This is a genomic window from Dolichospermum sp. UHCC 0259 (genome assembly GCF_009711935.1).
Classification (GTDB): Bacteria; Cyanobacteriota; Cyanobacteriia; order Cyanobacteriales; family Nostocaceae; genus Dolichospermum.
This window is the reverse complement of record NZ_VIKX01000071.1, coordinates 1-23644: the sequence shown is the minus strand read 5'-3', so window position 1 is coordinate 23644 and position 23644 is coordinate 1. Positions and strand designations below refer to the sequence as shown.

Sequence of the window (23644 nt, the reverse complement as noted above, 5' to 3'; positions counted from 1 at the left end):
CCTACTTCTACCTACCCTATAAACTCTCGAAAGTGGGGGGAGAGTGAAAAACTACAACTTAATTGGTTTTTGATCATAATAACCTAAGTCACGGGCTAGATATAAGGTTTCGTATCCTGTCCAAAGATTAGTACCTATCCGTAGTAGTGGGGATGCGGTTGGGGAGGTACAATTCGTGAGAGCAATGACTAAACTCACTGTCATAATGCTGAAAGTCAAATATTTTAGGAATTTAAAAACTACCATTCCTAATTTTCTTTCTGCTAGGTTAATTTGGGTGTTTATACTTACATTCAATGATTTCATGTGGTTTTCATCATGAGATTGATAATTAAATATTTTAATCTAGAGTGTCAAATTTGAACAATCTACTTAGATTGACCTTTGTTAAATATTGTGTGAATTTTTTAATAGCTATGGATTTAGAAAAAATCTTTTTATCTCTCATCTGTATTTAGAGTCTATTGAAAATTTACGGTTTCAACTATTAAATATAAATACTTAAGTATGTACTGATAGAATCTAAAAATGTCTAACATTAAAAATTGTCATTATGAGAAGGGAATAGGTAACTCCAGAAGAGGTTTTGGACAGCTTTACTTCTCGTTACACAGTTCGGTTTTTTCTGTTCATCTACTTATTTTTAGGTATTGTAGCTACGTATAACTACTTAAGTGGAGACTATAGGATGAAATCTGTCACAGAATCTTGTATACTCAACACGGCTTATTCATTTAATTCGGTGGTAAGGCTTTAGCTCATGCTTTACCCCTACAAATCTAGGTTTTTCGTAATTTCGTAAAAGTCCATGTCCCAACCGTGTTTAGTATATTATTAGCGGGCAAGATTTTTTAATTGAAAGTCTCTTACATATTCTGGTTTTTCTGTTAACTTAGTTACACAATACCTACGTAGAAAATAATTATTTATTTTTGGTCTCAGCATAAGCCGCATAAATACTCTTCACATTATACCAATTCAAGAAAATCCGGGCAATTTCCAAAGCCAATTGCGATTTACCGATATTAATCAACCATTGTAAGAACGGAGACATAGTTCTTTCATTCAATAATCCATTTGCAGAAAGAATACCCCATAATAAACGATGAAACCATGTCATTTGAATCATCATTTTGACTTCCCAAGTGGGATGTTTTTGATAAAACAAAACTCCCATACGTCCTCGTTGAATTTCTTGATCAATTAACTTAGGAATTTGCTGTAAACTAAATGGTGGATGCCAGTGATAGCCAACGGCTTCAGGACATTTAATCAATTTTAAACCCAAGTTTTTTAACCTAACACCCAATTCTAAATCTTCCCAACCATAAAGTTGAAAACCATTATCAAATAATCCAGCTTTTTCTAACCAATGTTTGGGAATAGCCACGTTACCCGTAGCAAAGAAAGCAGCGGAAAAATCTGTGATTTTATAAGGTTCAGCCGTAGGATTGGTGAAATTACAAGTATTAATTACAGCACCGTAAGTAAAAAAGCGATCGCTCCCTAATTTCTCTCTTCCTTGTACCAAAGCATTTGTATGAGCTTCTAAAAAATTAGATAAAACTACTAAATCACTATCAATAAAAATAATTGTGTCACCTTGGGATTTTTCTACCCCTAAATTTCGCGCTGCTGCTGGACCTGCATGATCTTGTTCAAAACAGCGAACGTGGGGGAACTCATCTTGATGTAATGCTAACCAATTCAATGTACCATCAGTAGAACCATCATCTACTAACACAACTTCATAGCCTTCTATATAAGTTTTATTGCTGAACTCCTGACTCTCCAAGGCGCGGAGGCACTTTTCCAAAATCGGTAAGCGATTATATGTAGGAATGACAATACTAAAAAACACAGTTTCACCTAAAAAACTACTGACCATATTGAGAATAAGATAAATATAACAAAGTTACTGTTGCACAAGAAAATATACGCTAGGCAAGTCAGATATAATAATGACTCATTCTTTGTTTTTCTAAGTGGAGAAATTCATGGGTCGCGCCAAAAAGGTTGTTCTAGCATATTCTGGTGGAGTTGATACTTCTGTTTGCATTCCTTATCTCAAGCAAGAGTGGGGAGTAGAAGAGATAATTACCCTAGCAGCAGATTTAGGTCAGGGAGATGAATTAGAACCAGTTCGAGAAAAAGCCCTCAAATCCGGTGCAAGTGAATCCTTGGTAGCGGACGTTAAGGATATCTTTGTTAAAGACTACGCATTTCCGGCTATTCAAGCCAATGCCCTGTATGAAAATCGCTATCCTTTAGGAACAGCCCTGGCTCGACCTTTGATTGCTAAGATTCTAGTAGAAGCCGCTGCAAAATATGGTGCGGATGCGATCGCTCATGGTTGTACAGGTAAAGGTAACGACCAAGTACGCTTTGATGTTTCCTGTACAGCCCTTAACCCTAACCTGAAAATTCTAGCACCAGCCAGAGAATGGGGCATGAGTCGGGAAGAAACCATTGCTTATGGTGAGAAATTTGGAATCCCTGCACCCGTAAAAAAATCCTCTCCTTTCAGTATAGATAAAAACTTGCTAGGTCGCAGTATTGAAGCTGGTACATTGGAAGATCCAGCAAACGAGCCACCAGAAGAAATCTATGAAATGACCAAAGCCATAGCTGATACTCCCAACGAACCGGAATATCTAGAAATTGGCTTCCAAAAAGGGCTTCCTACCACCATCAATGGCACATCAAAAGAGCCTGTTGAGTTAATTGAACAACTCAATAAAATCGTGGGAAATCATGGTATTGGGCGGATTGACATGATTGAAAATCGCTTAGTAGGCATCAAATCACGGGAAATCTACGAATCACCAGCCATGATAGTTCTGATTAACGCCCACCGTGACTTAGAAAGCCTCACTTTAACGGCAGATGTCAGTCAGTACAAACGAGGCATAGAAGAAACATATACCAAAATCGTATACAACGGACTTTGGTATAGTCCACTCAAAGCAGCCTTAGATGCCTTTATTCAACAAACACAAGAAAGAGTTTCCGGTGTAGTCCGGTTAAAACTTTTCAAAGGTAACGCCACTATAGTTGGGCGTTGGAGTGACAATACTCTTTACACCCCCGATTTAGCCACCTACGGCGCAGAAGATCAATTTGATCACAAAGCCGCAGAAGGCTTCATCTACGTTTGGGGACTACCTACCCGGATTTGGGCGCAGAATAACAAATAAAAGGCAGGGGAGCAGAGGGGCAGGGGAGCAGGGGGTAGGGGGAAATCATTATTCTCATTACTAATTACCAATCCCCAGTCCCCAGTTCCCAGTCCCCAGTCCCCAATACCTACTCTTCCGTTTGTTGCTTAACTTCGCGGGACTCTAACCAAATTGGTACAGCAATCACAGCCACTAAAATAAGTAACGCCAAAATTGCAAATTTACTTACCCAGGCTACCAATTGTTCTAGGGAAATAATTCTTCCCGCGAAAAAAGCTAAAGTCACCATAACGCTACCCCAAGTAGTCGCCCCAGCTACGTTATAAATCAGGAATTTGCCAAAGGGCATTTCCGCTATACCTGCAAGTGGTGAAGCAAAAATCCGCAATAAGGCAAAAAAGCGACCAAAAAAGACAGCCTTAGCAGCGTTTTCTGTAAATTGCTCTTTAATACTCAGCAGTCGGACTTCGGAAATGCGGAAAATCTTGCCAACTTGCAGCAGAAAAGGCCAACCACCAACTCTACCAATCCAATAGCCGCAATTGCCGCCAATTACAGCACCTCCAACGGCATTAGCAAGAACCAGCCAGTAATTTAATTCATTACTACCGGCAAGAAAACCACCAACAATGGTTACGGTTTCGCCAGGAAGAGGAATGCCCAAATTTTCTAGCAATATTCCCAAAAAAATTGCTAAATAACCATAATTATGAGCAATTTCTTGGATGTTTTCTAGTGAAAGTAGTTCAAAAGACATCCAGCACCACCGAGTTTACAAATTTTTACCTTTACCATATCTTTGCTTGCTTTTGGCTAGGGTGTCAATCAAACCGCAATAGGGGGAGTCAGGAGTAGAGGAAGTAGAGGAAGTGGGGGAAGTGGGGGAAGTGGGGGAAGTGGGGGAAGTTGAGGAAATATCTATTACCCATTACCCATTACCTATTACCTATTACTTATTACTTATTACAAGTTGCGTTGGCAACACGATTTTTGATAACTTTTGCTGGTACACCCACCGCAATGGAGTATGGAGGAATATCTTTACTGACAACCGCACCTGCACCGATAATGCTACCTCTACCAATAGTAATTCCATCTAAGACAGTCACACCATGTCCTAACCAACAGTCATCTTCAATAATAATTCCCTCACGAGTCACACCTTGCTGTCTTATAGGTAATAACAAGTCTGTGAAAACATGATTATTAGCATAAATTCCACAGTGTGATGCTATCATGCAGTTTTTACCAATGTGGATATCTCCTTGACCAGCAATACACACACCAGGAGCTATATAAGTATTTTCATCAATATATATAGAGGTATTATCCATACATCCAATATCTACATTCCGCTCAATTGTGACTTGATTGCTAATATACATTCTATTGTTTTGATGTCCTTTGGCATCTAAACGCACACCCTTGAAGATATTAACTCCATTCCCAATTTCAATAAATGAACTTCCAGTTATCTCTACTCCATGTTGAATAAAAACTTCATTACCCATGCTACCAAAAATATTTTTATATACCAATCTTCTTAGCTGTGGTCCCATTGCAATTGTTGGTAAATCTCCCAATAAAGTAGTTATTAATAGTTCTTGAAATCTTTGAATTTTTGCAGAATATTTTTGGTCAATCATGATACATTTCTCGTAAATAAATTATTTGTAGGCAAGAAGGAATTTAGGAAGATCAAAAATGATTTTCCTCGATACTAGAAGCAAGCAAATTTATCCCTAAAAATCCCCAAATATCTACAAAATTACCAATTATGGCAATATATAAGTTTGCCTACAGTTGTCAATTGTTTACTAAATTACTAAAAAAATCTGGATTTAAACAGTTTTGCAATGATGTCTAAATAAGTTATTTCATCTAAATTTAGACTCATTTTTATATGCACCCTTAATCACCTTTTCTGGGTTGCATAAATTCACTGGCTAATATCAGTGCATAGTAGTAGTTAATCTCTCGGCAAGTAATTGGACAGAATTAATTACACACACTGTTTTTTGTTCTCTGATAACCTAATTGAATTTAATTTTGTCAAACTACTGATGAGATTGATTTAGTAAACATATCAACTTTTACTGTATCGGGAAAGTTGAGACAGTTGGTAATGCAACTACGAATACAGAAATGTTCATGCAGATTAATTACCAGCGGATTTTCGCCGTATTTTTTCACAAATGGCCTTAAATATTTGTGTTTTCACAACAATGAATTTCCGTAGGTATTTATATTGCTAGAATCACTTCTTTTGTGTCACAATTTGATTTTTATGCAATTGGGATAATTATTTTTAAATAAAAACTACTATGGTGGAGTGTCTCCCACATCTGCCATGATGTTAAAATTCACCATTGGTGCAAACAAGAAGGCACTACCGCGACTGCTGTGGCGGCTTTCTTGTAAATAACTTGTAGAGTATATGGCTCTAATCATGTTGCACTCAAATGATTTATAGGCTAACTAAATTACATTTTTAATTACATAATTGTTGCTTGAGAACAATTGCTTTAAGCATAACATATTTTTGATTGAGTGAACAAGTTTTATCAAAAAAGATTAAGGTAATAAATAATATAAAGTTATCTGTGATGGCTAGGAGTCAGGAGTCAGAAGTCAGAATTGGAAGGAGATAAGAATAGTCTGGAATCTGAAAAGTGATAGGTAAATAACAGTTTCAACGCTTATTCCTTGCACCTAATTCACTTTTTTAACCCGGAGACTCTTAATATATCTAGGTTTTCGGTTTATCCAGCAAGCCCTATTTAGATACCTGATTTCTGAGAGAAGTTGGAGATCTTTGATTTAAATTTACTCAATAAATAAAATTTAATTTGTTTTAATTAAGTTTGGACTGCACTGCGGAGTGATCTACTAGTAGCAGTGCGTCACTACCAATATTGGTCCTACACAGACAGCAGATAGTTAAATTTTACTAAAACTTTGGCTATAAATCAGGAAACCCCGTAGACTCAGGACACCTTTTAGTTTCATGTTGATCTCTAGAAATTAAATAGTTGCCAATTCTTAACAAAGTCATCAAAAGTTGACAAATCCGGTATAAAGAGTTGGCAATATTAGGTAAAAACAGTAAACAATATCCATAGCTGAACTTAAAGTTTTTCTAAACTATGCAGCCAATTCGTACTTTTAATGTATCTCCTTCACTCCCATCCAGACTAGAACCCTTGCGGAAACTAGCCTACAATCTCCATTTTGATTGGAATGTAGAGAGCAAAGACCTATTTCGGCGTTTAGATCCTGATTTATGGGAATCCAGCCACCATAATCCAGTATTGATGCTGGGAACTATCAGCCAAAGCCGACTATTAGAAGTTGTTGAAGATGAAGGCTTTTTAGCGCAAGTAGACCGAGCCGCGCGGCAGTTAGAAGATTATTTGCAAGAACACACTTGGTATAAGAAACAAAGAAGTCAGCACCAGAAGGAATGTTACGCCTATTTTTCTGCTGAATTTGGGTTAGTAGATTGCTTACCTATCTATTCAGGTGGTTTGGGTGTACTCGCAGGAGATCACCTTAAATCTGCGAGTGATTTGGGATTACCTTTGGTGGGTGTGGGCTTATTGTATCAACAAGGCTACTTTGCCCAGTATCTTAATGCTGATGGTTGGCAGCAGGAACGCTACCTGATCAATGATTTCTATAATATGCCCTTGCATTTGGAACGCAACCCCGATGGTACAGAATTACGGATTGCGGTAGATTATCCCGGACGCAAGGTATATGCACGAGTGTGGCGTGTTCAGGTGGGAACTGTACCTCTGTATATGCTCGATACTAATATTGAGCCGAATAAGGCTTATGACCACGATATCACCGATCAGTTGTATGGTGGTGATATAGATATGCGTATCCACCAGGAAATTATGCTGGGGATAGGTGGGGTGCAAATGCTTAAAGCCTTGGGCTATGAAGTTACTGCTTACCACATGAATGAAGGTCATGCGGCTTTCTCTGCGTTAGAACGGATTCGCATTCTGATTCAGGAAAAAGGACTGAATTACAGACAAGCTAAACAGGTAGTGTCTTCTAGCAATATCTTCACTACCCACACTCCAGTTCCTGCGGGAATTGACTTGTTTGCTCCTGATAAGATTTTGCATTATTTGGGTTACTATGCAGATATCTTTGGTTTACCGAAAGAGCAGTTTTTAGGTTTGGGACGAGAAAATACTGGTGATTTGTCTGCACCTTTCAGTATGGCAGTTTTGGCGCTGAAGATGGCGACATTCTCCAATGGTGTGGCACAATTGCATGGTGTTGTTTCTCGGCAGATGTTCCAAGGTTTGTGGCAGAAAGTTCCTGTGGAAGAAGTGCCAATTGCTGCTATTACTAACGGTGTCCATGCCCGCAGTTGTGTAAGTAAATCTACGCAGGAGTTATACGATCGCTATCTGGGTCCAAACTGGTCATCAGCGCCACCAGATAGCCAATTATGGGAACGCATGGATGCAATTCCCGATGAGGAGTTATGGCGGAATCACGAGCGCTGTCGTTTGGATATGGTGTTGTATGTTCGAGAACATTTAGTCAAACATTTGCGCGATCGCGGTGCTTCTGCTTCCGATATTGCTCAGGCACAGGAAGTGCTTGATCCTAACGTTTTCACCATTGGTTTTGCCCGTCGTTTTGCTACTTACAAACGCGCTACTCTTTGGATGCGTGATTTGGAAAGAATTAAAAAGATTCTACTCGCTAATAAAAACCGCAAAGTCCAATTTGTGATTGCTGGGAAGGCACATCCTAAAGACATCCCCGGTAAAGAATTAATTCGGGATATTAACCGCTTTATCCGCGAACACCATTTAGAAAAACAGGTCGTATTTGTTCCTAATTACGATATTCACATTGCCCGGTTAATGGTAGCAGGTTGTGATATCTGGTTAAATACTCCCCGTCGTCCCCGTGAAGCTTCGGGGACAAGTGGTATGAAAGCTGCTATGAATGGCTTACCAAATCTCAGTGTTCTTGATGGTTGGTGGGATGAAGCGGACTATGTTCGCACCGGTTGGGCGATAGGACATGGCGAAAACTATGATGATCCTAATTACCAAGATGAGATAGAAGCTAACGCCCTCTACGAGTTGTTAGAGAAGGAAGTTGTTCCCCTATTCTATGATCATCGTGATGGTGATGGTTTGCCTCGTCCTTGGGTAGCAAAAATGAAAGATGCGATTCGGTTGAATTGTCCTTTCTTTAACACAGCCCGGATGGTGCGAGAATATGCCATGAGAGCTTATTTCCCGGCGAGCGATCGCTATCATACCCTCACCGTTGATAATTATAGCCCAGCCAAGGAATTAGCCGCTTGGAGAGCAAAATTAGGTGAACAATGGTTTAACATCAAAATTAAAGATGTTGACGTATCCGCAGCATCAGACATTGAAGTTAATCAAACTGTAGCAGTCAAAGCCAAAGTAGACTTAGCAACATTAAGTAACGATGACGTGCAAGTAGAACTATATCAAGGTTCTATTGATGCCAACGGTAATATTGTCAATGCTGTACCTGTAATCATGGATTATCAAGGACAAGATCCAGAAAATTCCAGTCTTTATACCGCAAATATCACCTACACCACCTCTGGTTTGCAAGGTTTATCTTTGCGTGTCCTACCTCGAAATCAATACCTTTCTAGTCCTTATGAACCCAGATTAATCGCTTGGGCTGAATAATCTGTCCTAATAATAAGCCCCCTCCTTGCTTGCGGGGAGGGGGTTGGGGGTGGGGTTCTTGTATTCACTTAGCCAAAAACCGCCATAACAATTTTAGGGTATAGCTTGGAGTAAACGATTTAAAACAACTTTACCTCTATTAATTACCTGAACACGAATATAATTAGGATCATTTGGTCGGTAAGTAACTTGATATTTTGTCCCATTATTATTCCAAGTGTAAACTTGACGTTCGTGAGAACCAGAAGCAACAGCACCAGATAAATTAATAGAATTATTTTTGGGAATATGCTTTCCATAATAGTGATAGGAATTATTGGTAAACTTTAGAGTCACCGTCCACTCTTGATCACTAAATGTATTATTGGGATAATTAAACTTTTGTACAGCCATAGCTTGGTGAGGAATAGCCATATCCATAATTGCAGGTGTGGAAATTCCTAAAACTGCCGATAAAATGATAGCTTTGTAGTTCATAATCTTCTTCTTTGTAAACCTAATCTTATCTTGTTGTGTGTTTAGTCGTGAATCAAATTATTGACGTTATGCTGTAGTTTCTTCTTTTCCAGAAATCTTGGAATTAAATAACTTAGGAAACAACAAACCAGAATTTTCTTTGTATTCCTCAAAGTCAGGATATCGAGATAAAGATTGATCCTTTTTCCGCATATTGGGAACAAATATCATAGCTATAAATAACCCCAGAATTAGGAAAGGTAGCCAATGTTGAGTTAACATAGCAAACGCCAGATAAATCAACACTTCTCCTAAATAATTAGGATTACGACATTTAGCAAAAAAACCTTCTGTAATTAATCCAGTTTTGTACTTGAGTGTATAGTATTTTTGAGCATCACTACCAAAATGTAAAAACACCCCTGCAATATTCAAAAAAATAGCAGCAGCGACTAAAGGTAAAGGGGGAACAGTACCACTACTAATGAGAATAAATGGTGCTACCCAGTACAAACAAAGGAGAACAAAAGTAATAATTCCTTGGGAAATGGGAATTTCTTGCTCCCATTGCTTATCTGGAAATATGCGATCTTTTATTAACCAAAGAAAACCATAAGTACCATGAAGGGAAAGATAAACCCAAACTCCAATAGTAAAATTATGGTATACAAACATTAGTCCTAAAACGATAAGGAATGTTAGACCTTTGTGAAAATTAATGGGATACTTGATTTTCATATGCGGGTTTTTCTTTAAAGATGTGAAAGTGAGGGAAAGAAATAGAGAGATAGTCCAGTTTTATCTACCTCTCTGACATCATTACTTCTTCGCAATTATCCATACTGCGTGAACAATACCCAAAATATAAAAACCAAAGATAGTCAAAAGCAAATTAATCCAAAAATCCTTACCAAAACCTACCTGCAAAAATACTCCTAAAGGTGGGAGAAAAATCGCAACTATAATTCTGACTACATCCATATCCATGTTATTCTCCTGTAGATGTTCAATGTTTCTAGAGTTAACATCACCTAATGTGGTGACGATTCCTGAAAAATTTGGTAAACCACACCTTTTAACCACCGCTGATTTTAGCTTTATAACCCAATTTCACCAAAATCTCCAAAATCTTCTGTTTGTGGTCTCCCTGAACCTCAATTTCATTATCTTTCACCGTTCCACCTGTACCACATTGGGCTTTTAACTGTTTTAATAAAGTAGCTAAGGTTTCCGGTGTAGTTTGAAACCCAGTAATCACAGTCACAGTTTTCCCCTTCCGTCCCGCACGAGTAGCTTGGATTCTCACATTTTGCTGATTGGGGGGTAAATCTTGGATTCCCCGTTCTACAGCGCGTTCCAGTGCGGGTGAACTACAGTTACCAAATTCTTGGTAGACAAAGCCTTTATCAGATTTGGGATTAGCCATAATATTTAATGCAGAAAAAATAGATTTTCATTGTAAACAATTTTAGCCTAAGCGGGGGTAATCGGATATATAATTGCTACATGATAGAGTATAAGAAGGTAAGAGAAAATGAACCACGAAGGAGCGAAGTTCACGAAGGAAGAGGAAGAAGGAAGGATGAGGAGGTTGAGTGATGAGGTGGAGAGGTTGGCTTATGCTGTGATTGGGGCGGGTATTGAGGTGCATAGGATGTTGGGTGCGGGGTTTTTGGAGAGGGTATATCAAGAGGCTTTGGGTTTGGAGTTTCGTTTGCGCGGAATACCTCATAAACCTAAACATTTAGTAGCTGTAAAATACAAAGGTTATCCCATTGGTGAGGGGGAATTAGATTTTCTGGTTGGTGATTCTTTAGTTGTTGAATTGAAGGCTGTGGAAAAGTTAGCCCCTATTCATGAAGCGCAAGTTATTTCTTATTTAAAAATGACTAATTGTCCCCTTGGTCTTCTCATCAATTTTAACGTCCTCGTCCTCAAAGAAGGCATTAAACGCATCATTCTCTCCTCTTAACTCTTCTTCTTCTTTCTCTTCCTTCGTGTTCTTCGTGCCTTCGTGGTTCGTTAATTCTTGTCTAACTTTTGCAAAAGTAACATAATCTACCCTAAGAATTAAAAAATGATATAATCACATTAAAGATACAAAATTAATTATTATAAATTATGAAAAAACAAGAGAATTCAAATTCATCATTTTCGGAATATACTTTTGAGTTGCTAGAACTATGGAATGTGAATAATAAAAAATATGATAATTATTTCTTTAGCCAAGAGGAAAATTTTAATTTTCTGTTATATGTTCAGGAACCGTTCGTCAATTTTTGCAATTTAATATATAGCCTAATACCACTTGAAATAGCAAATAAAGATTTTTACAGTCAGGATTATTCAGGGACAAAAAAATTAATTGTTGAATACTTATTTAATCCTCATCACGAGTTTGGATTACAAAAGTATTTAGATATTTTTTCACAACTATATATAAATATAAACAAGAATGGTATAAGTATAGGTATAAGCGAAGAAGGATATCATTATCTTGCTGAAAAAATAGCTGATAAAAATCCGATATTAATGGCTAAAATAGTGGCTAAAGAGCCTGATATATTTGTAAGAGAAGAAACAGATATTTTGTTTTATAGCAAAGAATTTATCTTGAAATCATCTCTTGATGATTTATTATATAAATTTGACAAGTGGTTTCAATGGTATACCCCATTATTTATACTTGCAGTTTCTGATAATATTCAACCTGCTATTAGTAAATATCTAACTAAGCGGAATCCAAGTTTTATTTTAGATCAATGTGCTAAACAAATTGGAATATCAAATCTAAATTTAGAACGTTGGATACGCGCAATTAATCGCAAAAAACAAGCCATATTCTACGGTTCACCCGGAACAGGTAAAACTTTTATAGCTAAAAAACTCGCAAAACACCTAATCAGTGAAGGTGACGGTTTCTCTGAATTAGTCCAATTTCATCCAGCATATTCCTATGAAGACTTCATTCAAGGTATTCGTCCTCAAAGTGAAGATGGTAAATTAATATATCCACTTGTTCCCGGCAGATTTTTAGAATTTTGTCAAAAAGCTGAGTCATTTCAAGATACTTGTGTTCTGATTATTGATGAAATTAACCGCGCTAATTTAGCACAGGTTTTTGGTGAATTAATGTATTTACTAGAATATCGTGATCAAGAAATTCCTCTCGCTGGTGGTAATAGATTTCGTATTCCCGAAAATGTCCGTATTATTGGGACAATGAACACAGCAGATAGGTCTATTGCACAAATAGATCATGCTTTACGTCGTCGTTTTGCATTTATTGAACTTCGTCCTAATTATGTTGTGTTAATCAAATATCACTTAAATACAAATTTTGCAGTTATGGATTTAATTAATGTTTTAAAACAATTAAATCAAGCGATTAATGATAAAAACTATGAAATTGGTATTTCTTTCTTTTTGACTCCTAATCTCCGAGAAGATATTGAAGATATTTGGAAGATGGAAATTGAGCCTTATTTAGAAGAATACTTTTTTAATAACCTAGAAAAAGTAGATGAGTTTCGCTGGGATAAAATCGAGAAACAGATAACAATATGAACCCAGCAAATTTAAAAATTATTGAAATAACCGAATATCAATCTAAATCTTTTTCTCGTGAGGAGATTTCTGAAGAGGTTGGAATTATTTTATATGAGAAATACAACAGCCAAGTAAATGTAGAATTTCCCAGTCCTAAAACTCGTAATCAATGGAAACTAACTGCTAAAGGATATGTCGGGTATATTCCTTTAAATGCTGATTTGGCTTTAAAAATAAATCCCAAAGTACCAATTAAGAATTTATTTGGAATGTTGGAATATGCTTATAACTTAAAAAGTTTTAAATTTCCTGAAGGTTTAATGAATTGTGAATCTCTAGAAGATTTTTACAATCATCTAGCTTATGTTTTAGCAGATAAAATTATAGAAAGATGTCGTAAAGGATTATATCGGACTTATGTACCCAAAACTGAGCAATTGGCTTATGTACGCGGAAGATTAAATGTACAGCAAATAATTAAAAAACCTTGGAATGTAAAATTACAATGTGCATATCAAGAACACACGGCTGATATTATAGATAACCAAATTCTGTTATGGACACTTTTTCATATTGGACATAGTGGTTTTTGTAAAGAAAAAGTATCATTGATAGTGAGAAAAGCTTATCATGCAATGCAAGGAATGGTATCTTTACAACCTTATAATTCAGAAGATTGTATTGATAGAATTTATCACCGTTTAAATGAAGATTATCATCTTCTACATCAATTTTGCCGATTCTTTTTAGATAACACTAGCCCAAATCATGAAAAGGGTAAAAATACAACTTTACCTTTTTTAATAGATATGGCACGTCTTTATGAAATGTTTGTTGCAGAATGGTTAAGGGAAAATTTACCTCACCAGGATTTCACTTTAGAAACTCAAGAGAGAATCAATATAGGAGAAAATATATATTTTCAAACTGACTTAATTTTATATGACAAAACAGATTCAAAACCTAAATATATTCTCGATACTAAATATAAAAACCACAAAAAACCTTCCTCTGAAGATATAGCCCAAGTAGTAACTTATGCAGTTTCTAAAAGTTGTCCAGAAACAGTGTTAGTCTATCCAACAGAATTAAATCATTCCCTTGATGAATATATTGGAGAAATCAGAGTTCGTAACCTCACCTTTTCTCTTGATGATAAAATTGAAGATGCAGGAAATACATTTTTGACAAAACTGTTTTCTTAAATTCTCTCTGTGTCCTCTGTGGTTCGTTTGACAAAACTAGAGGAGATTGAAGCTATGTTAGGTTTAAGTGAGTTGAAACAAACAAGGGTTTACCAAGAAGCTTTAGAAGAAGGTAAACAGGAAGGTAAGGCTGAAACAACTAGAAAATTAGCTTTAAAATTGTTACGAATTGGGATGAGTTTGGAACAAATTGCTGAAGTTACCGAATTATCTCTTCAGCAAATTCAGGCTTTACAATGAGAGTGTCAATGGACAGTTAATTTTACAATCACCGGAAAATGATCAGAAGACCACACCCCTTCCCACTGTTGACGATCAATAATTACTTTTTCTATTTGCAAAGAGCGATACCTTCGGTCAGCGCAGCGATCGCAATATATAGTATCAATAGCATCCCAGGCTTGACCTGTAAAATCGTGAAAGGTTTTCTGTTGTTCTAGAGGCAGAGTCGCTAAAGGATCTTGTAATTGTTTACCATTGGCTAAAGGAGATAGAAAAATTTGCCGTTCTGGAGTATCAGGATTGGCGTTAAAATCCCCCATTAGCAGTAGGTAGTTTTCTGGAGGAAATTCTGCCAACCGTTGACTAATTAAAGCTGCGCTTAACTCCCTAGATTTGGCATTTTCGTGATCTAGATGGGTATTTAATATAGTTAAGAAAACACCAGGATTAATAAGTTCAAAATTAGCCCAAGTAGCCATACGTGGTAAACGAGTTCCCCAAGTAATGCTACCAGGAATATCGGGAGTATCACTGAGATAAAAATCCTGTGTTTCCTGAAGTTTCAGACATTGTGGGTTATAGAAAATTGCACAATGTTCACCCGTTCCTGTCCCAGTGCGATCGCCCCCAATAATGTTATATTCCGGTAAGAGTGCCTGTAAATCTGCCAATTGATGAGATTTACCCTCCTGTGTCCCCAGCAAATCCGGTTTGTAGTATTGAATTAAAGAAGCGATCGCTCCCACACGCTTTTGCCACTGACGCACCCCAGGATCTGGTTTGTCATAGCGGAGATTAAAAGTCATTACAGTAATTTGCATATATATTTTCTCAAGCTAAAAATGCAGTTTGTTCTCAACCAGAGAATATCCTATAGAAGTAAAAAATTAAAGGTTTTATCCGAGGCTTGAGTAGATACGACTCCCTGACAGACTTTAGCTACCATATCTACCGATTAATCATCCGAATCATCTAATCAAGCCCCAATATAATCACTTAGGTAATAGACAGATTTGAGTAAATGGTTAAGCCATCACAACTATCATATTTTGCCAAATTTAAATCGTGGTATTTTCAGGTGGATCAAACTTATAGCCATAACCCCGTACCGTCTTAATAAACTCCGGCATACTAGAATCAGCCTCCATTTTCTTGCGTAGTTGACCAATATGCACATCAACAACGCGCCCATCTCCCACATAATCACACCCCCAAATCTTTTGAATTAATTGAGTGCGACTCCATGCTTGTCCAGGATGGGTAGCTAGAAAATGTAAAATATTAAACTCCAAAGCAGTCAAAGGCAAAGCCTTATTATTAAGTGTAACCTCCCGTGCTTCCGAATTAATAGACAACTGATTAAAAGTGAGGCGTTGTGCAACACCGGGCTGAATATAGCGAACACGCCTTAATAGTGCTTCCACCCTAACTTCCACCTCAGCCAGACTAAATGGTTTAGTTAAAAAATCATCCGCACCAGCAGCCAAAACCTTAATTTTATCAGCTTCATCATTGCGACTAGTAAGCATCATTACCAAAACATTAGTCCGACTCTGCATCTCTTGACACAGTTTATAGCCATTTGCATCTGGTAAATTCCAGTCAAGAATCACTAAAGCCGGATTTAATTTTTCAAAAGAAACAAGAGCCGTTTTACCGTCCGCGGCTGATTCGATTTCATATTTACGACTCAAGAAACGCTGAATCAAGTTGCGGACACTGGCATCATCATCTACAATCAGAATCTTAGACTTAGTTGTGGAAAGCGTATCCATAATGCAATATATTGTTGTTTCGGCAAGTTGCTGTGACGATAGGTACTGCTCAAGTTGAGTTTTTGAAAGTAAATTTACCCTCAATCCCTGGTTATTGATAGCAGGAAAGCGAAAAGTCTTTTAGTATCTAAATCAAGCAGCAGGGTATGGCTAATACCACATTCTGCTCAAACCATGTTTTATGATTACGGGATGTCCTCTCCTAGCTGGAAACTGCCATAGCTAAATTTTTCATAAAACCTCGCGGTATGCGGGAAACTCAGTGGCTTGGTTCCCTGAGAGGGAAGCGACACGAGTGAATTTATTCACTGTGGTATTTAAATGCTGATTTTTGAATGGATATAATCCCGGGAACCAGCAAACCCGTTCAAGTCCCCTCGCCCAACTAATCCAAAATGTCTTGTCTTTAACCAACGACTTAACAAACAGTCTTGCAGATAATCCAAACTGGGGAAGTATTCGGAAGTGCGTATCAGGATTAGTCTCAATGGGCTAGTCGCTGCTTGCGTCGTAAAGTTTGTTCTTTACAAGCTCAATCCCTTTAGGGTTGAGTCAGTGACGAAGTTTATGCAAACTTTAGACATCTTACTCTTTAAAAGAAGTATAAGTAATGGACAATTTTGGTATTTTTTAAAGATTTTTTTGTATAAATTATATCAATAACTAAAATAGATGCCTCTACATTCATCATCACAAGATACCCAACCATCTAAAATATCGGGTATCTTGCTGTTAATATCGGACTAGAGATAGTTATAGGTTTTCCCTAAACATAATCAACAATCCTGAAAAAAATGATTAATACTGAGGAACAGAAGCATCTACTTCTTGACTCCAAGCATTAATTCCTCCCTTAACATTTGTCCCAGTAATCCCCGCTTCCTTCAAGATAGCCAAGGCTTTCGCGGAACGTCCACCCAGTTTACAATGAGCAATTAAACGGTGTCCATTAAGTAATTCCTTTACCTTAGCTACACCACTACCATTTTCAATATCTGGTAAAGGGACTAACACAGAACCGGGAATTTTCGCAATTTCATACTCATGAGGATTACGCACGTCTAACAGCACAAAATCCTTTGTACCACCATCTAATAACGCCTTCAATTCCTTCACAGTCATTTCTTGAATTTCCATTTGCTGTTTCGCTTCTTCAGCTTGGGCTTGGGGAATACCACAGAATTGTTCGTAATCTATTAGCTTGTCAATAACTGGACGGATGGGGTTAGGACGCAGTTTTAACTCCCGGAATTTCATATCCAAGGCATTATAAAGCACCAGTCTACCACTCAAGGTAGTACCATTGCCCAGAATAATTTTCACTGTTTCCGTAGCTTGAATAATCCCAATCATCCCCGGTAAAATTCCCAAAACTCCACCTTCAGCACAGGAGGGAACCATTCCTGGTGGTGGTGGTTCGGGGTACAAATCACGATAGTTAGGACCACCCTCATAGTTAAAGACGGTTGCTTGTCCTTCAAACCGGAAAATAGAACCGTAAACGTTGGGTTTATCTAACAATACACAAGCATCGTTGACTAAATATCGGGTTGGGAAGTTATCAGTGCCATCAACAACGATATCGTAAGGACGAATAATATCGAGGGCGTTTTCTGCACTCAACCGAGTTTCATACAAATCAACCTGACAATGGGGGTTAATTTCATGAATCCGGTTTTTTGCTGATTCTATTTTGGGTTTACCTACCCAGGATGTCCCGTGAATAACTTGACGTTGCAGGTTAGAGGTATCCACAACATCAAAATCAACAATACCAATTCTGCCTATACCTGCGGCTGCAAGATATAACAGCAATGGTGAACCTAGTCCACCAGTACCAATACACAATACACTGGCGGCTTTTAGGCGTTTTTGCCCTTCCATGCCCACTTCTGGCAAAATGAGGTGGCGGGAATAGCGTTCGTAGTCGTCTTTCGTCAACTGGATTTCATCCAGATTGGGATTTAGCATAGCAGTTGTAGGAATCGGCGCGGAGTATTAATGTTAACTTAAATTTGCTAATTTTATGAGTTCAATTGTCTCGGCTGGAAACTGGTAGCGCTTAACTTGTCACCAATGACCTTGCGATAATAGTAATTTTCCCATAAAAAAGGTGAGCCTATTCAGCCCACCTAACAAAATTAGAAAATATTTTGTGAAGATTAACCTAACAATGCTTTGGCTTTAGCTAAAACATTATCAACAGTGAAGCCAAACTTCTCCAAACAAATACCACCAGGAGCAGAAGCACCAAAGGTATCAATACTTACGGTGTCGCCTTCAGAACCAATATATTTGTGCCAACCGAAGCTACTAGCAGCTTCTACAGAAAGACGCTTAGTAACAGCTTTTGGTAGAACAGACTCTTTGTAAGCTGCATCTTGTGTATCAAATAAGGTAGAAGAAGGCATAGAAACAACACGAACTTTCTTACCGACCGCAGTTAATTTTTCCGCTGCACTGACACAGAGGCTGACTTCTGAACCAGTACCAATTAAGATGATATCTGGTGTACCTTGGCAATCAACAATTGTATACCCACCCTTAGCTACACCTGCAATGGATGTACCTGCCAAGTTAGGAACGTTTTGACGAGTGAACGCCAATAAGGTAGAAGCGTGTGCTTTGGACTTCTCAATTGCAACTTTGTAACCACCGGAGGTTTCATTTCCGTCAGCGGGACGAATAACTGTTAAGTCAGGAATAGCTCGCAAGGAAGCAAGGGTTTCAATGGGTTGGTGAGTAGGACCATCTTCACCTTGACCAATGGAGTCGTGTGTCATGACCCAAATTGAACCAGCTTCAGAGAGCGCAGCCAAACGGATAGCAGCCCGCATATAATCTGTAAAGATTAAGAAGGTCGCACCGTAAGGAATCAAGCCTGAGTTATGCAATGCCATACCATTACAAATCGCACCCATAGCGTGTTCGCGCACACCAAAGTGGATATTGCGGTTGGCGAAATGTCCTTTTTGGAAGTCTCCAGCACCTTTGAGTTCGGTGAGGTTGGAGTGGGTTAAGTCAGCAGAACCACCAATTAATTCTGGTAAAACAGCCCCTAGTTTGTTGAGGCAGTTTTCTGAGTGTTTACGGGTGGGTAATGCTTTGTCTTCGGTGGTGTAGGTAGGTAATACTTGATCCCAACCGTCTGGTAATTTGCCAGTAATGAACCGCTCAAATTCCGCCGCTTCTTGGGGGTATTTAGCCTTGTAATCCGCATAAACTTTGTTCCACTCGGATTCGTAACTAGCACCGCGTTCAACAGCCTTGCGGGTATGGTTAAGGGCATCTTCAGGAACTACAAAAGCATCGTATTCCCAACCTAAGTTTTTGCGGGTAGCGATGGTTTCTTCTGGACCCAAAGCCGCACCGTGAATACCAGCGGTATCTTGTTTGTTGGGAGAACCATAACCAATGGTGGTTGTCACCTTAATCATGGTGGGTTTGTCTGTTACGGCTTTTGCGTCGGCGATCGCTTTGGCAATTCCGGCTAAGTCGGTGTTACCGTCTTTAACGTGGATAACGTGCCAGCCGTAAGATTCAAAGCGTTTGGAAACGTCTTCGGTGAAAGCTACATCTGTAGAACCATCAATGGAGATGTGGTTGTCGTCATAAAGAGCAATGAGTTTACCTAATCCCCAGTGTCCAGCAATGGAAGCTGCTTCACCGGAAATCCCTTCCATGTTGCAACCATCACCCAGAAGTACGTAAGTATAATGATCAACTATTTTGGCATCTGGTTTGTTGAATTTAGCAGCTAGGTGTGCTTCTGCTACTGCTAAACCCACCGCATTGGCAATTCCTTGACCCAATGGTCCTGTTGTCACTTCTACACCGGGTGTAACAAAGTTTTCGGGGTGGCCTGGGGTCTTAGCACCCCATTGACGAAATTGCTTGATGTCGTCTATGGTAACGCTATCGTAGCCGGTCAAGTACAGTAGGGCATACTGCAACATTGAACCATGACCAGCGGACAAAACAAAGCGATCGCGGTTGAACCACTGCGGGTTTTTGGGGTTATAGCGCATGAAGCTATCCCAAAGCACAAAAGCCATTGGAGCCGCACCCATCGGTAGTCCAGGGTGTCCCGATTTAGATTTTTCTATGGCATCTACAGCCAAAAAGCGGATCGAATTAATACAAAGTTCTTGGATGGATTGGGTTGCAACAGCCATAATCTCTTATTGTTAACGACGGGTTAGGACTCTTTTTAGCTTTTTCTTGCTGGGTTCATTATCAATCGATCCCACTTTCCCCATCATCCCATTCTTAATTGTCAATGGACAAGAGGGATGTTCTGAGTTTTTGGTGATGAATACAGCCGATAATTTGGTCTTGCTGTTCCCAAAGTGTGGCATAAGCCATACTAACGGTTCAGCCAAGAATTATCTCTATCATACTTGCCACAGGTTCACTTCTAAAAAGCCAACCAATAACAAAATTACGGCAAGAGGTCATTAGTCATTGGTCATTGGTCATTGGTCATTGGATAATTTTCTCCTCTGCCCCTCTGCTCCTCTGCTCCCCTGCCCCCTGCCCTCTGCCAATCACTAGGAAGTAAACTTCTTGAATGCCAGAGTGACATTATGACCACCAAATCCGAAAGAATTAGATAAAGCCACCTCAACTACCTGATCACGACTTTGATGGGGGACATAATCTAGGTCACATTCAGGATCAAGATTTTCGATGTTGATGGTGGGAGGAACTTTATCATGAGCGATCGCCAAAATTGTTGCTACAGCTTCAATCCCACCAGAACCACCTAACAAATGTCCCGTCATGGATTTAGTAGAACTAATTGCCACCTTATAAGCATACTCTCCCAAAGCTTTCTTAATAGCAGCAGTTTCATTCACATCATTAGCTGGTGTGCTAGTTCCATGAGCATTGATGTAACTAACCATTTCTGGCGTTAATCCCCCATCTTTTAAAGCTAATGCGATCGCTCTAGCCGCACCTAAACCACCAGGCACAGGCGCAGTCATGTGATAAGCATCACAGGTCATCCCATAACCCACCATTTCCCCATAAATCCTCGCACCACGACTAATGGCGTGTTCCAATTCTTCAAGAATTAAAATTCCTGCCCCCTCACCCATCACAAAGCCATCCCGATCCCGATCAAAAGGACGACAAGCATGGGCTGGATCATCATTGCGAGTTGATAAAGCGCGAGCAGCCGCAAACCCCGCCACCGACAAAGGCGTAACCGCCGCCTCACAACCACCGCAAATCATCGCCTTAGCATATCCCCCTTGAATCTGACGAAAAGCATCGCCGATAGAATTAGAACCAGCCGCACAAGCCGTGACAGAACAGGAATTTGGACCCTTCGCACCCGTATGAATTGCTGTTAATCCTGCTGCCATATTGGCAATCATCATAGGAATCATGAACGGACTACAACGACTAGGACCCCGCTTAGGATCTAAGTAAACAGTTTGCTGGTCTTCTAATACCTTAATCCCACCAATGCCCGAACCAATGATCACACCAACTTGTTCGGCATTGAGATCATTAATTACCAAACCTGAATCTGCAACAGCTTGAATAGCCGCCGATACACCCAATTGGGCAAACCGATCCATCCGCTTGGCTTCTTTGCGCTCTAAATAACTCTCTGGATCAAAGTTTTTGACTTCACCCGCAATGCGGCAACTATGTTTAGACGCATCAAAAGCGGTGATATAGTCAATTCCATTAAGTCCGCTTAATAATCCTTCCCAATATTCAGCAGATGTGTTACCAATAGGTGTAATCGCACCCACACCTGTTACAACAACGCGATTACGTTTATAGTCTGTCATGATTACATTAAATATGGCGAAAAAGCAGCAGGGGAAACAATTAAGAGTGCTGAGTTCCGAGTTAAGTATCCTTAGCTAAGAGTATACTATTTGCTCAATATTATGACTTTTGGGGTTTTTCTCGCAGTCAAACTTACAGTTTAGACACTCAATACTCATGTACCGGCGGGTTTATCCAGTTAATCTGTGTACCTTCAAAATTTCTCTTTAAACCCGCCATACCGATTCATAGCTTGTTTATGATGAAGCAGCAACTTGCTTGTCAATGTAATCTACTGCGTCTTGAACAGATACAATCTTTTCAGCAGCTTCATCAGGAATTTCAATCTCAAATTCTTCTTCCAAAGCCATCACTAGTTCAACAGTATCCAAGGAATCAGCGCCTAGATCCTCCATGAAAATAGATTGCGGTGTAATCGTGTCAAATCCTACGCTGAGTTGGTCAGCGACAATTCTTTTAACTTTTTCAAAAATTTCTGTTTGGCTCATAAATAAAAGTCCTTAACAAGTTGCTATGATTTGCTCTAAATGAACAAAGTTTTTTTGGGCATATACATCTTATCGGAAAGGGTGAACCTGAGCATAGGTTCTATCATTAAAACTGGGGATTGAATATTTAGGGAGATCCTAAAAATGAGAAATCTGGGTTTAATAACCCAACTACCAATCAATAAATCTCAATCACCTCTAAACAATAAACCTAATATAATTTTATGCTATCTAAAACGCTAAAATACGCTTATTATCCTGGCTGTGTAGCTCAAGGGGCTTGTCGAGAACTGTACCTATCCACCCAATCTCTCACCCAAGCCTTGGGAATTGAACTGGTTGAACTGAAAAAAGCCTCTTGCTGTGGTTCAGGCACATTTAAAGAAGATTCTCAACTATTAGAAGACACAGTTAACGCCAGAAATATCGCCCTAGCAGAATCATTAAATCTCCCCTTACTCACCCATTGCAGCACTTGTCAGGGTGTCATCGGTCATGTTGATGAACGGTTAAAAGAATGCCAGTCAACAAATCCTGATTACGTGAATAAAGTTAATGGCTTATTACAAAAAGAAGGTTGTTCACCCTATCAGGGAAGTACAGAAGTGAAACATCTTCTTTATGCTTTAGTTGCAGATTATGGTTTAGAAGAAATTACCCAGCGCGTCACCAAGAAATTGAGTGGATTAAAATGTGCAGCTTTCTATGGCTGTTATCTACTCCGCGCTCAAAAATCCATGCCTTATGATGATCCTTTTCAACCCGAAGCAATGGAAAATGTATTTCGGGCAGTAGGGGCAACACCTGTATATTATCGTGGCAGAACTCAATGCTGTGGCTGGCCTTTGTCCAGCTACGCAACCACAGAATCTTTCCAAATGGCGGGAAATCATATTCAAGAAGCCTTAGCTAATGGTGCTGATTGTATCGTCACACCATGTCCTCTGTGTCATTTGAACTTAGATTCTCGTCAACCAGAAGTGGAAAAAGTAATTGGTCAAAAATTAGGTTTACCAATCTTACACCTGCCCCAATTAATTGCTTTAGCTTTAGGCGTAAGTCCCAAAGAACTTGGTTTAGAACGACATATAGTATCCACAAAACCTGTGTTGGAAAAATTAGGATGGTGATAGAAGTAGGGGTGGGGTTTCCCCGCCCAAAATTCAGAACTGTAGGGGCGCAGGGCCTGCGCCCGTAGTTTTTCACTCTCCCCCCACTTTCGAGAGTTTATAGGGTAGGTAGAAGTAG

At 39.0% G+C, this 23644-nt stretch carries 21 protein-coding genes and 1 pseudogene; 7 read left to right on the top strand and 15 right to left on the bottom strand.

Annotated features, from left to right (window positions below):
- Nucleotides 1-51: 51 nt before the first annotated feature.
- Nucleotides 52-306 carry a hypothetical protein gene (locus FJR05_RS26660; protein ID WP_174783595.1) on the bottom strand — a complete coding sequence of 85 codons (255 nt, stop codon included), beginning with the start codon at nucleotides 304-306 and terminating at the stop codon, nucleotides 52-54.
- Between the two features lie 616 nt (nucleotides 307-922).
- Nucleotides 923-1888 carry a glycosyltransferase family 2 protein gene (locus FJR05_RS05910; RefSeq protein ID WP_168643264.1) on the bottom strand — a complete coding sequence of 322 codons (966 nt, stop codon included), beginning with the start codon at nucleotides 1886-1888 and terminating at the stop codon, nucleotides 923-925.
- A 109-nt stretch (nucleotides 1889-1997) separates the two neighbouring features.
- Here FJR05_RS05910 and FJR05_RS05905 point away from each other — a divergent pair, with 109 nt between their 5' ends.
- Nucleotides 1998-3197 (top strand): argininosuccinate synthase, encoded by a 1200-nt coding sequence (locus tag FJR05_RS05905; protein ID WP_168643263.1) that lies wholly within the window; start codon nucleotides 1998-2000, stop codon nucleotides 3195-3197.
- Between the two features lie 109 nt (nucleotides 3198-3306).
- Here FJR05_RS05905 and FJR05_RS05900 read toward each other — a convergent pair whose 3' ends face one another.
- The 3 genes from FJR05_RS05900 to FJR05_RS27575 form a co-directional block, all read right to left on the bottom strand.
- Complete coding sequence (locus FJR05_RS05900; RefSeq protein WP_168643262.1) at nucleotides 3307-3936, bottom strand: DedA family protein; 630 nt, start codon at nucleotides 3934-3936, stop codon at nucleotides 3307-3309.
- A 199-nt stretch (nucleotides 3937-4135) separates the two neighbouring features.
- Nucleotides 4136-4825 (bottom strand): DapH/DapD/GlmU-related protein, encoded by a 690-nt coding sequence (locus tag FJR05_RS27770; protein ID WP_168643261.1) that lies wholly within the window; start codon nucleotides 4823-4825, stop codon nucleotides 4136-4138.
- 676 nt (nucleotides 4826-5501) lie between these two features.
- The gene (locus FJR05_RS27575) at nucleotides 5502-5630 is read right to left on the bottom strand and encodes a hypothetical protein (RefSeq protein ID WP_256376175.1); all 129 of its coding nucleotides are present in this window, start codon (nucleotides 5628-5630) and stop codon (nucleotides 5502-5504) included.
- A 695-nt stretch (nucleotides 5631-6325) separates the two neighbouring features.
- On the opposite strand from FJR05_RS27575, the gene glgP reads away from it, so the two are divergent.
- Nucleotides 6326-8890 (top strand): alpha-glucan family phosphorylase, encoded by a 2565-nt coding sequence (glgP, locus tag FJR05_RS05890; RefSeq protein ID WP_168643260.1) that lies wholly within the window; start codon nucleotides 6326-6328, stop codon nucleotides 8888-8890.
- Nucleotides 8891-8983: 93 nt separating this feature from the next.
- Here glgP and FJR05_RS05885 read toward each other — a convergent pair whose 3' ends face one another.
- The 4 genes from FJR05_RS05885 to FJR05_RS05870 all read right to left on the bottom strand — a co-directional run bounded on the left by FJR05_RS05885 (nucleotide 8984) and on the right by FJR05_RS05870 (nucleotide 10772).
- Nucleotides 8984-9367 (bottom strand): hypothetical protein, encoded by a 384-nt coding sequence (locus tag FJR05_RS05885; RefSeq protein ID WP_168643259.1) that lies wholly within the window; start codon nucleotides 9365-9367, stop codon nucleotides 8984-8986.
- Nucleotides 9368-9433: 66 nt separating this feature from the next.
- Nucleotides 9434-10084, bottom strand: a complete 651-nt coding sequence (locus FJR05_RS05880; RefSeq protein WP_168643258.1) for an isoprenylcysteine carboxylmethyltransferase family protein — start codon at nucleotides 10082-10084, stop codon at nucleotides 9434-9436.
- Nucleotides 10085-10165: 81 nt separating this feature from the next.
- Nucleotides 10166-10327, bottom strand: coding sequence for a YqaE/Pmp3 family membrane protein (locus tag FJR05_RS05875; RefSeq protein ID WP_039199490.1), 162 nt, complete (start codon nucleotides 10325-10327; stop codon nucleotides 10166-10168).
- 94 nt (nucleotides 10328-10421) lie between these two features.
- Nucleotides 10422-10772 carry a translation initiation factor gene (locus tag FJR05_RS05870; protein ID WP_168643257.1) on the bottom strand — a complete coding sequence of 117 codons (351 nt, stop codon included), beginning with the start codon at nucleotides 10770-10772 and terminating at the stop codon, nucleotides 10422-10424.
- A 108-nt stretch (nucleotides 10773-10880) separates the two neighbouring features.
- Here FJR05_RS05870 and FJR05_RS05865 point away from each other — a divergent pair, with 108 nt between their 5' ends.
- From FJR05_RS05865 to FJR05_RS05850, 4 genes and pseudogenes are all read left to right on the top strand, one after another.
- Nucleotides 10881-11318 carry a GxxExxY protein gene (locus tag FJR05_RS05865; protein ID WP_174783594.1) on the top strand — a complete coding sequence of 146 codons (438 nt, stop codon included), beginning with the start codon at nucleotides 10881-10883 and terminating at the stop codon, nucleotides 11316-11318.
- A gap of 149 nt (nucleotides 11319-11467) precedes the next feature.
- Nucleotides 11468-12913, top strand: coding sequence for an McrB family protein (locus tag FJR05_RS05860; protein ID WP_168643256.1), 1446 nt, complete (start codon nucleotides 11468-11470; stop codon nucleotides 12911-12913).
- Nucleotides 12910-14100 (top strand): McrC family protein, encoded by a 1191-nt coding sequence (locus tag FJR05_RS05855; protein WP_168643255.1) that lies wholly within the window; start codon nucleotides 12910-12912, stop codon nucleotides 14098-14100. The genes FJR05_RS05860 and FJR05_RS05855 overlap by 4 nt, the downstream gene beginning before the upstream one ends.
- Before the next feature lie 39 nt (nucleotides 14101-14139).
- A pseudogene (locus tag FJR05_RS05850) lies at nucleotides 14140-14340 on the top strand (flagellar assembly protein H); the annotation flags it as partial.
- Nucleotides 14341-14345: 5 nt separating this feature from the next.
- Here the strand turns inward: FJR05_RS05850 and FJR05_RS05845 are convergent.
- From FJR05_RS05845 to acpP, 6 genes are all read right to left on the bottom strand, one after another.
- Nucleotides 14346-15143 (bottom strand): endonuclease/exonuclease/phosphatase family protein, encoded by a 798-nt coding sequence (locus FJR05_RS05845; RefSeq protein ID WP_168643254.1) that lies wholly within the window; start codon nucleotides 15141-15143, stop codon nucleotides 14346-14348.
- Between the two features lie 237 nt (nucleotides 15144-15380).
- Entirely contained in the window at nucleotides 15381-16097 is a 717-nt protein-coding gene (locus tag FJR05_RS05840; RefSeq protein ID WP_168643253.1) for a response regulator transcription factor, read from the bottom strand.
- 798 nt (nucleotides 16098-16895) lie between these two features.
- Nucleotides 16896-18068 (bottom strand): molybdopterin-synthase adenylyltransferase MoeB, encoded by a 1173-nt coding sequence (moeB, locus tag FJR05_RS05835; RefSeq protein ID WP_168643252.1) that lies wholly within the window; start codon nucleotides 18066-18068, stop codon nucleotides 16896-16898.
- 191 nt (nucleotides 18069-18259) lie between these two features.
- A complete protein-coding gene (tkt, locus tag FJR05_RS05830) occupies nucleotides 18260-20272 on the bottom strand; it encodes a transketolase (protein WP_168643251.1) in 2013 nt (670 codons plus the stop codon).
- Nucleotides 20273-20647: 375 nt separating this feature from the next.
- Nucleotides 20648-21907 carry a beta-ketoacyl-ACP synthase II gene (gene fabF, locus FJR05_RS05825; RefSeq protein ID WP_168643250.1) on the bottom strand — a complete coding sequence of 420 codons (1260 nt, stop codon included), beginning with the start codon at nucleotides 21905-21907 and terminating at the stop codon, nucleotides 20648-20650.
- A gap of 237 nt (nucleotides 21908-22144) precedes the next feature.
- On the bottom strand, nucleotides 22145-22396 hold the full coding sequence (gene acpP, locus FJR05_RS05820) for an acyl carrier protein (protein WP_168643249.1): 252 nt from the start codon (nucleotides 22394-22396) through the stop codon (nucleotides 22145-22147).
- Between the two features lie 224 nt (nucleotides 22397-22620).
- Here acpP and FJR05_RS05815 point away from each other — a divergent pair, with 224 nt between their 5' ends.
- On the top strand, nucleotides 22621-23526 hold the full coding sequence (locus FJR05_RS05815; RefSeq protein WP_168643248.1) for a CoB--CoM heterodisulfide reductase iron-sulfur subunit B family protein: 906 nt from the start codon (nucleotides 22621-22623) through the stop codon (nucleotides 23524-23526).
- Nucleotides 23527-23644: the final 118 nt, after the last annotated feature.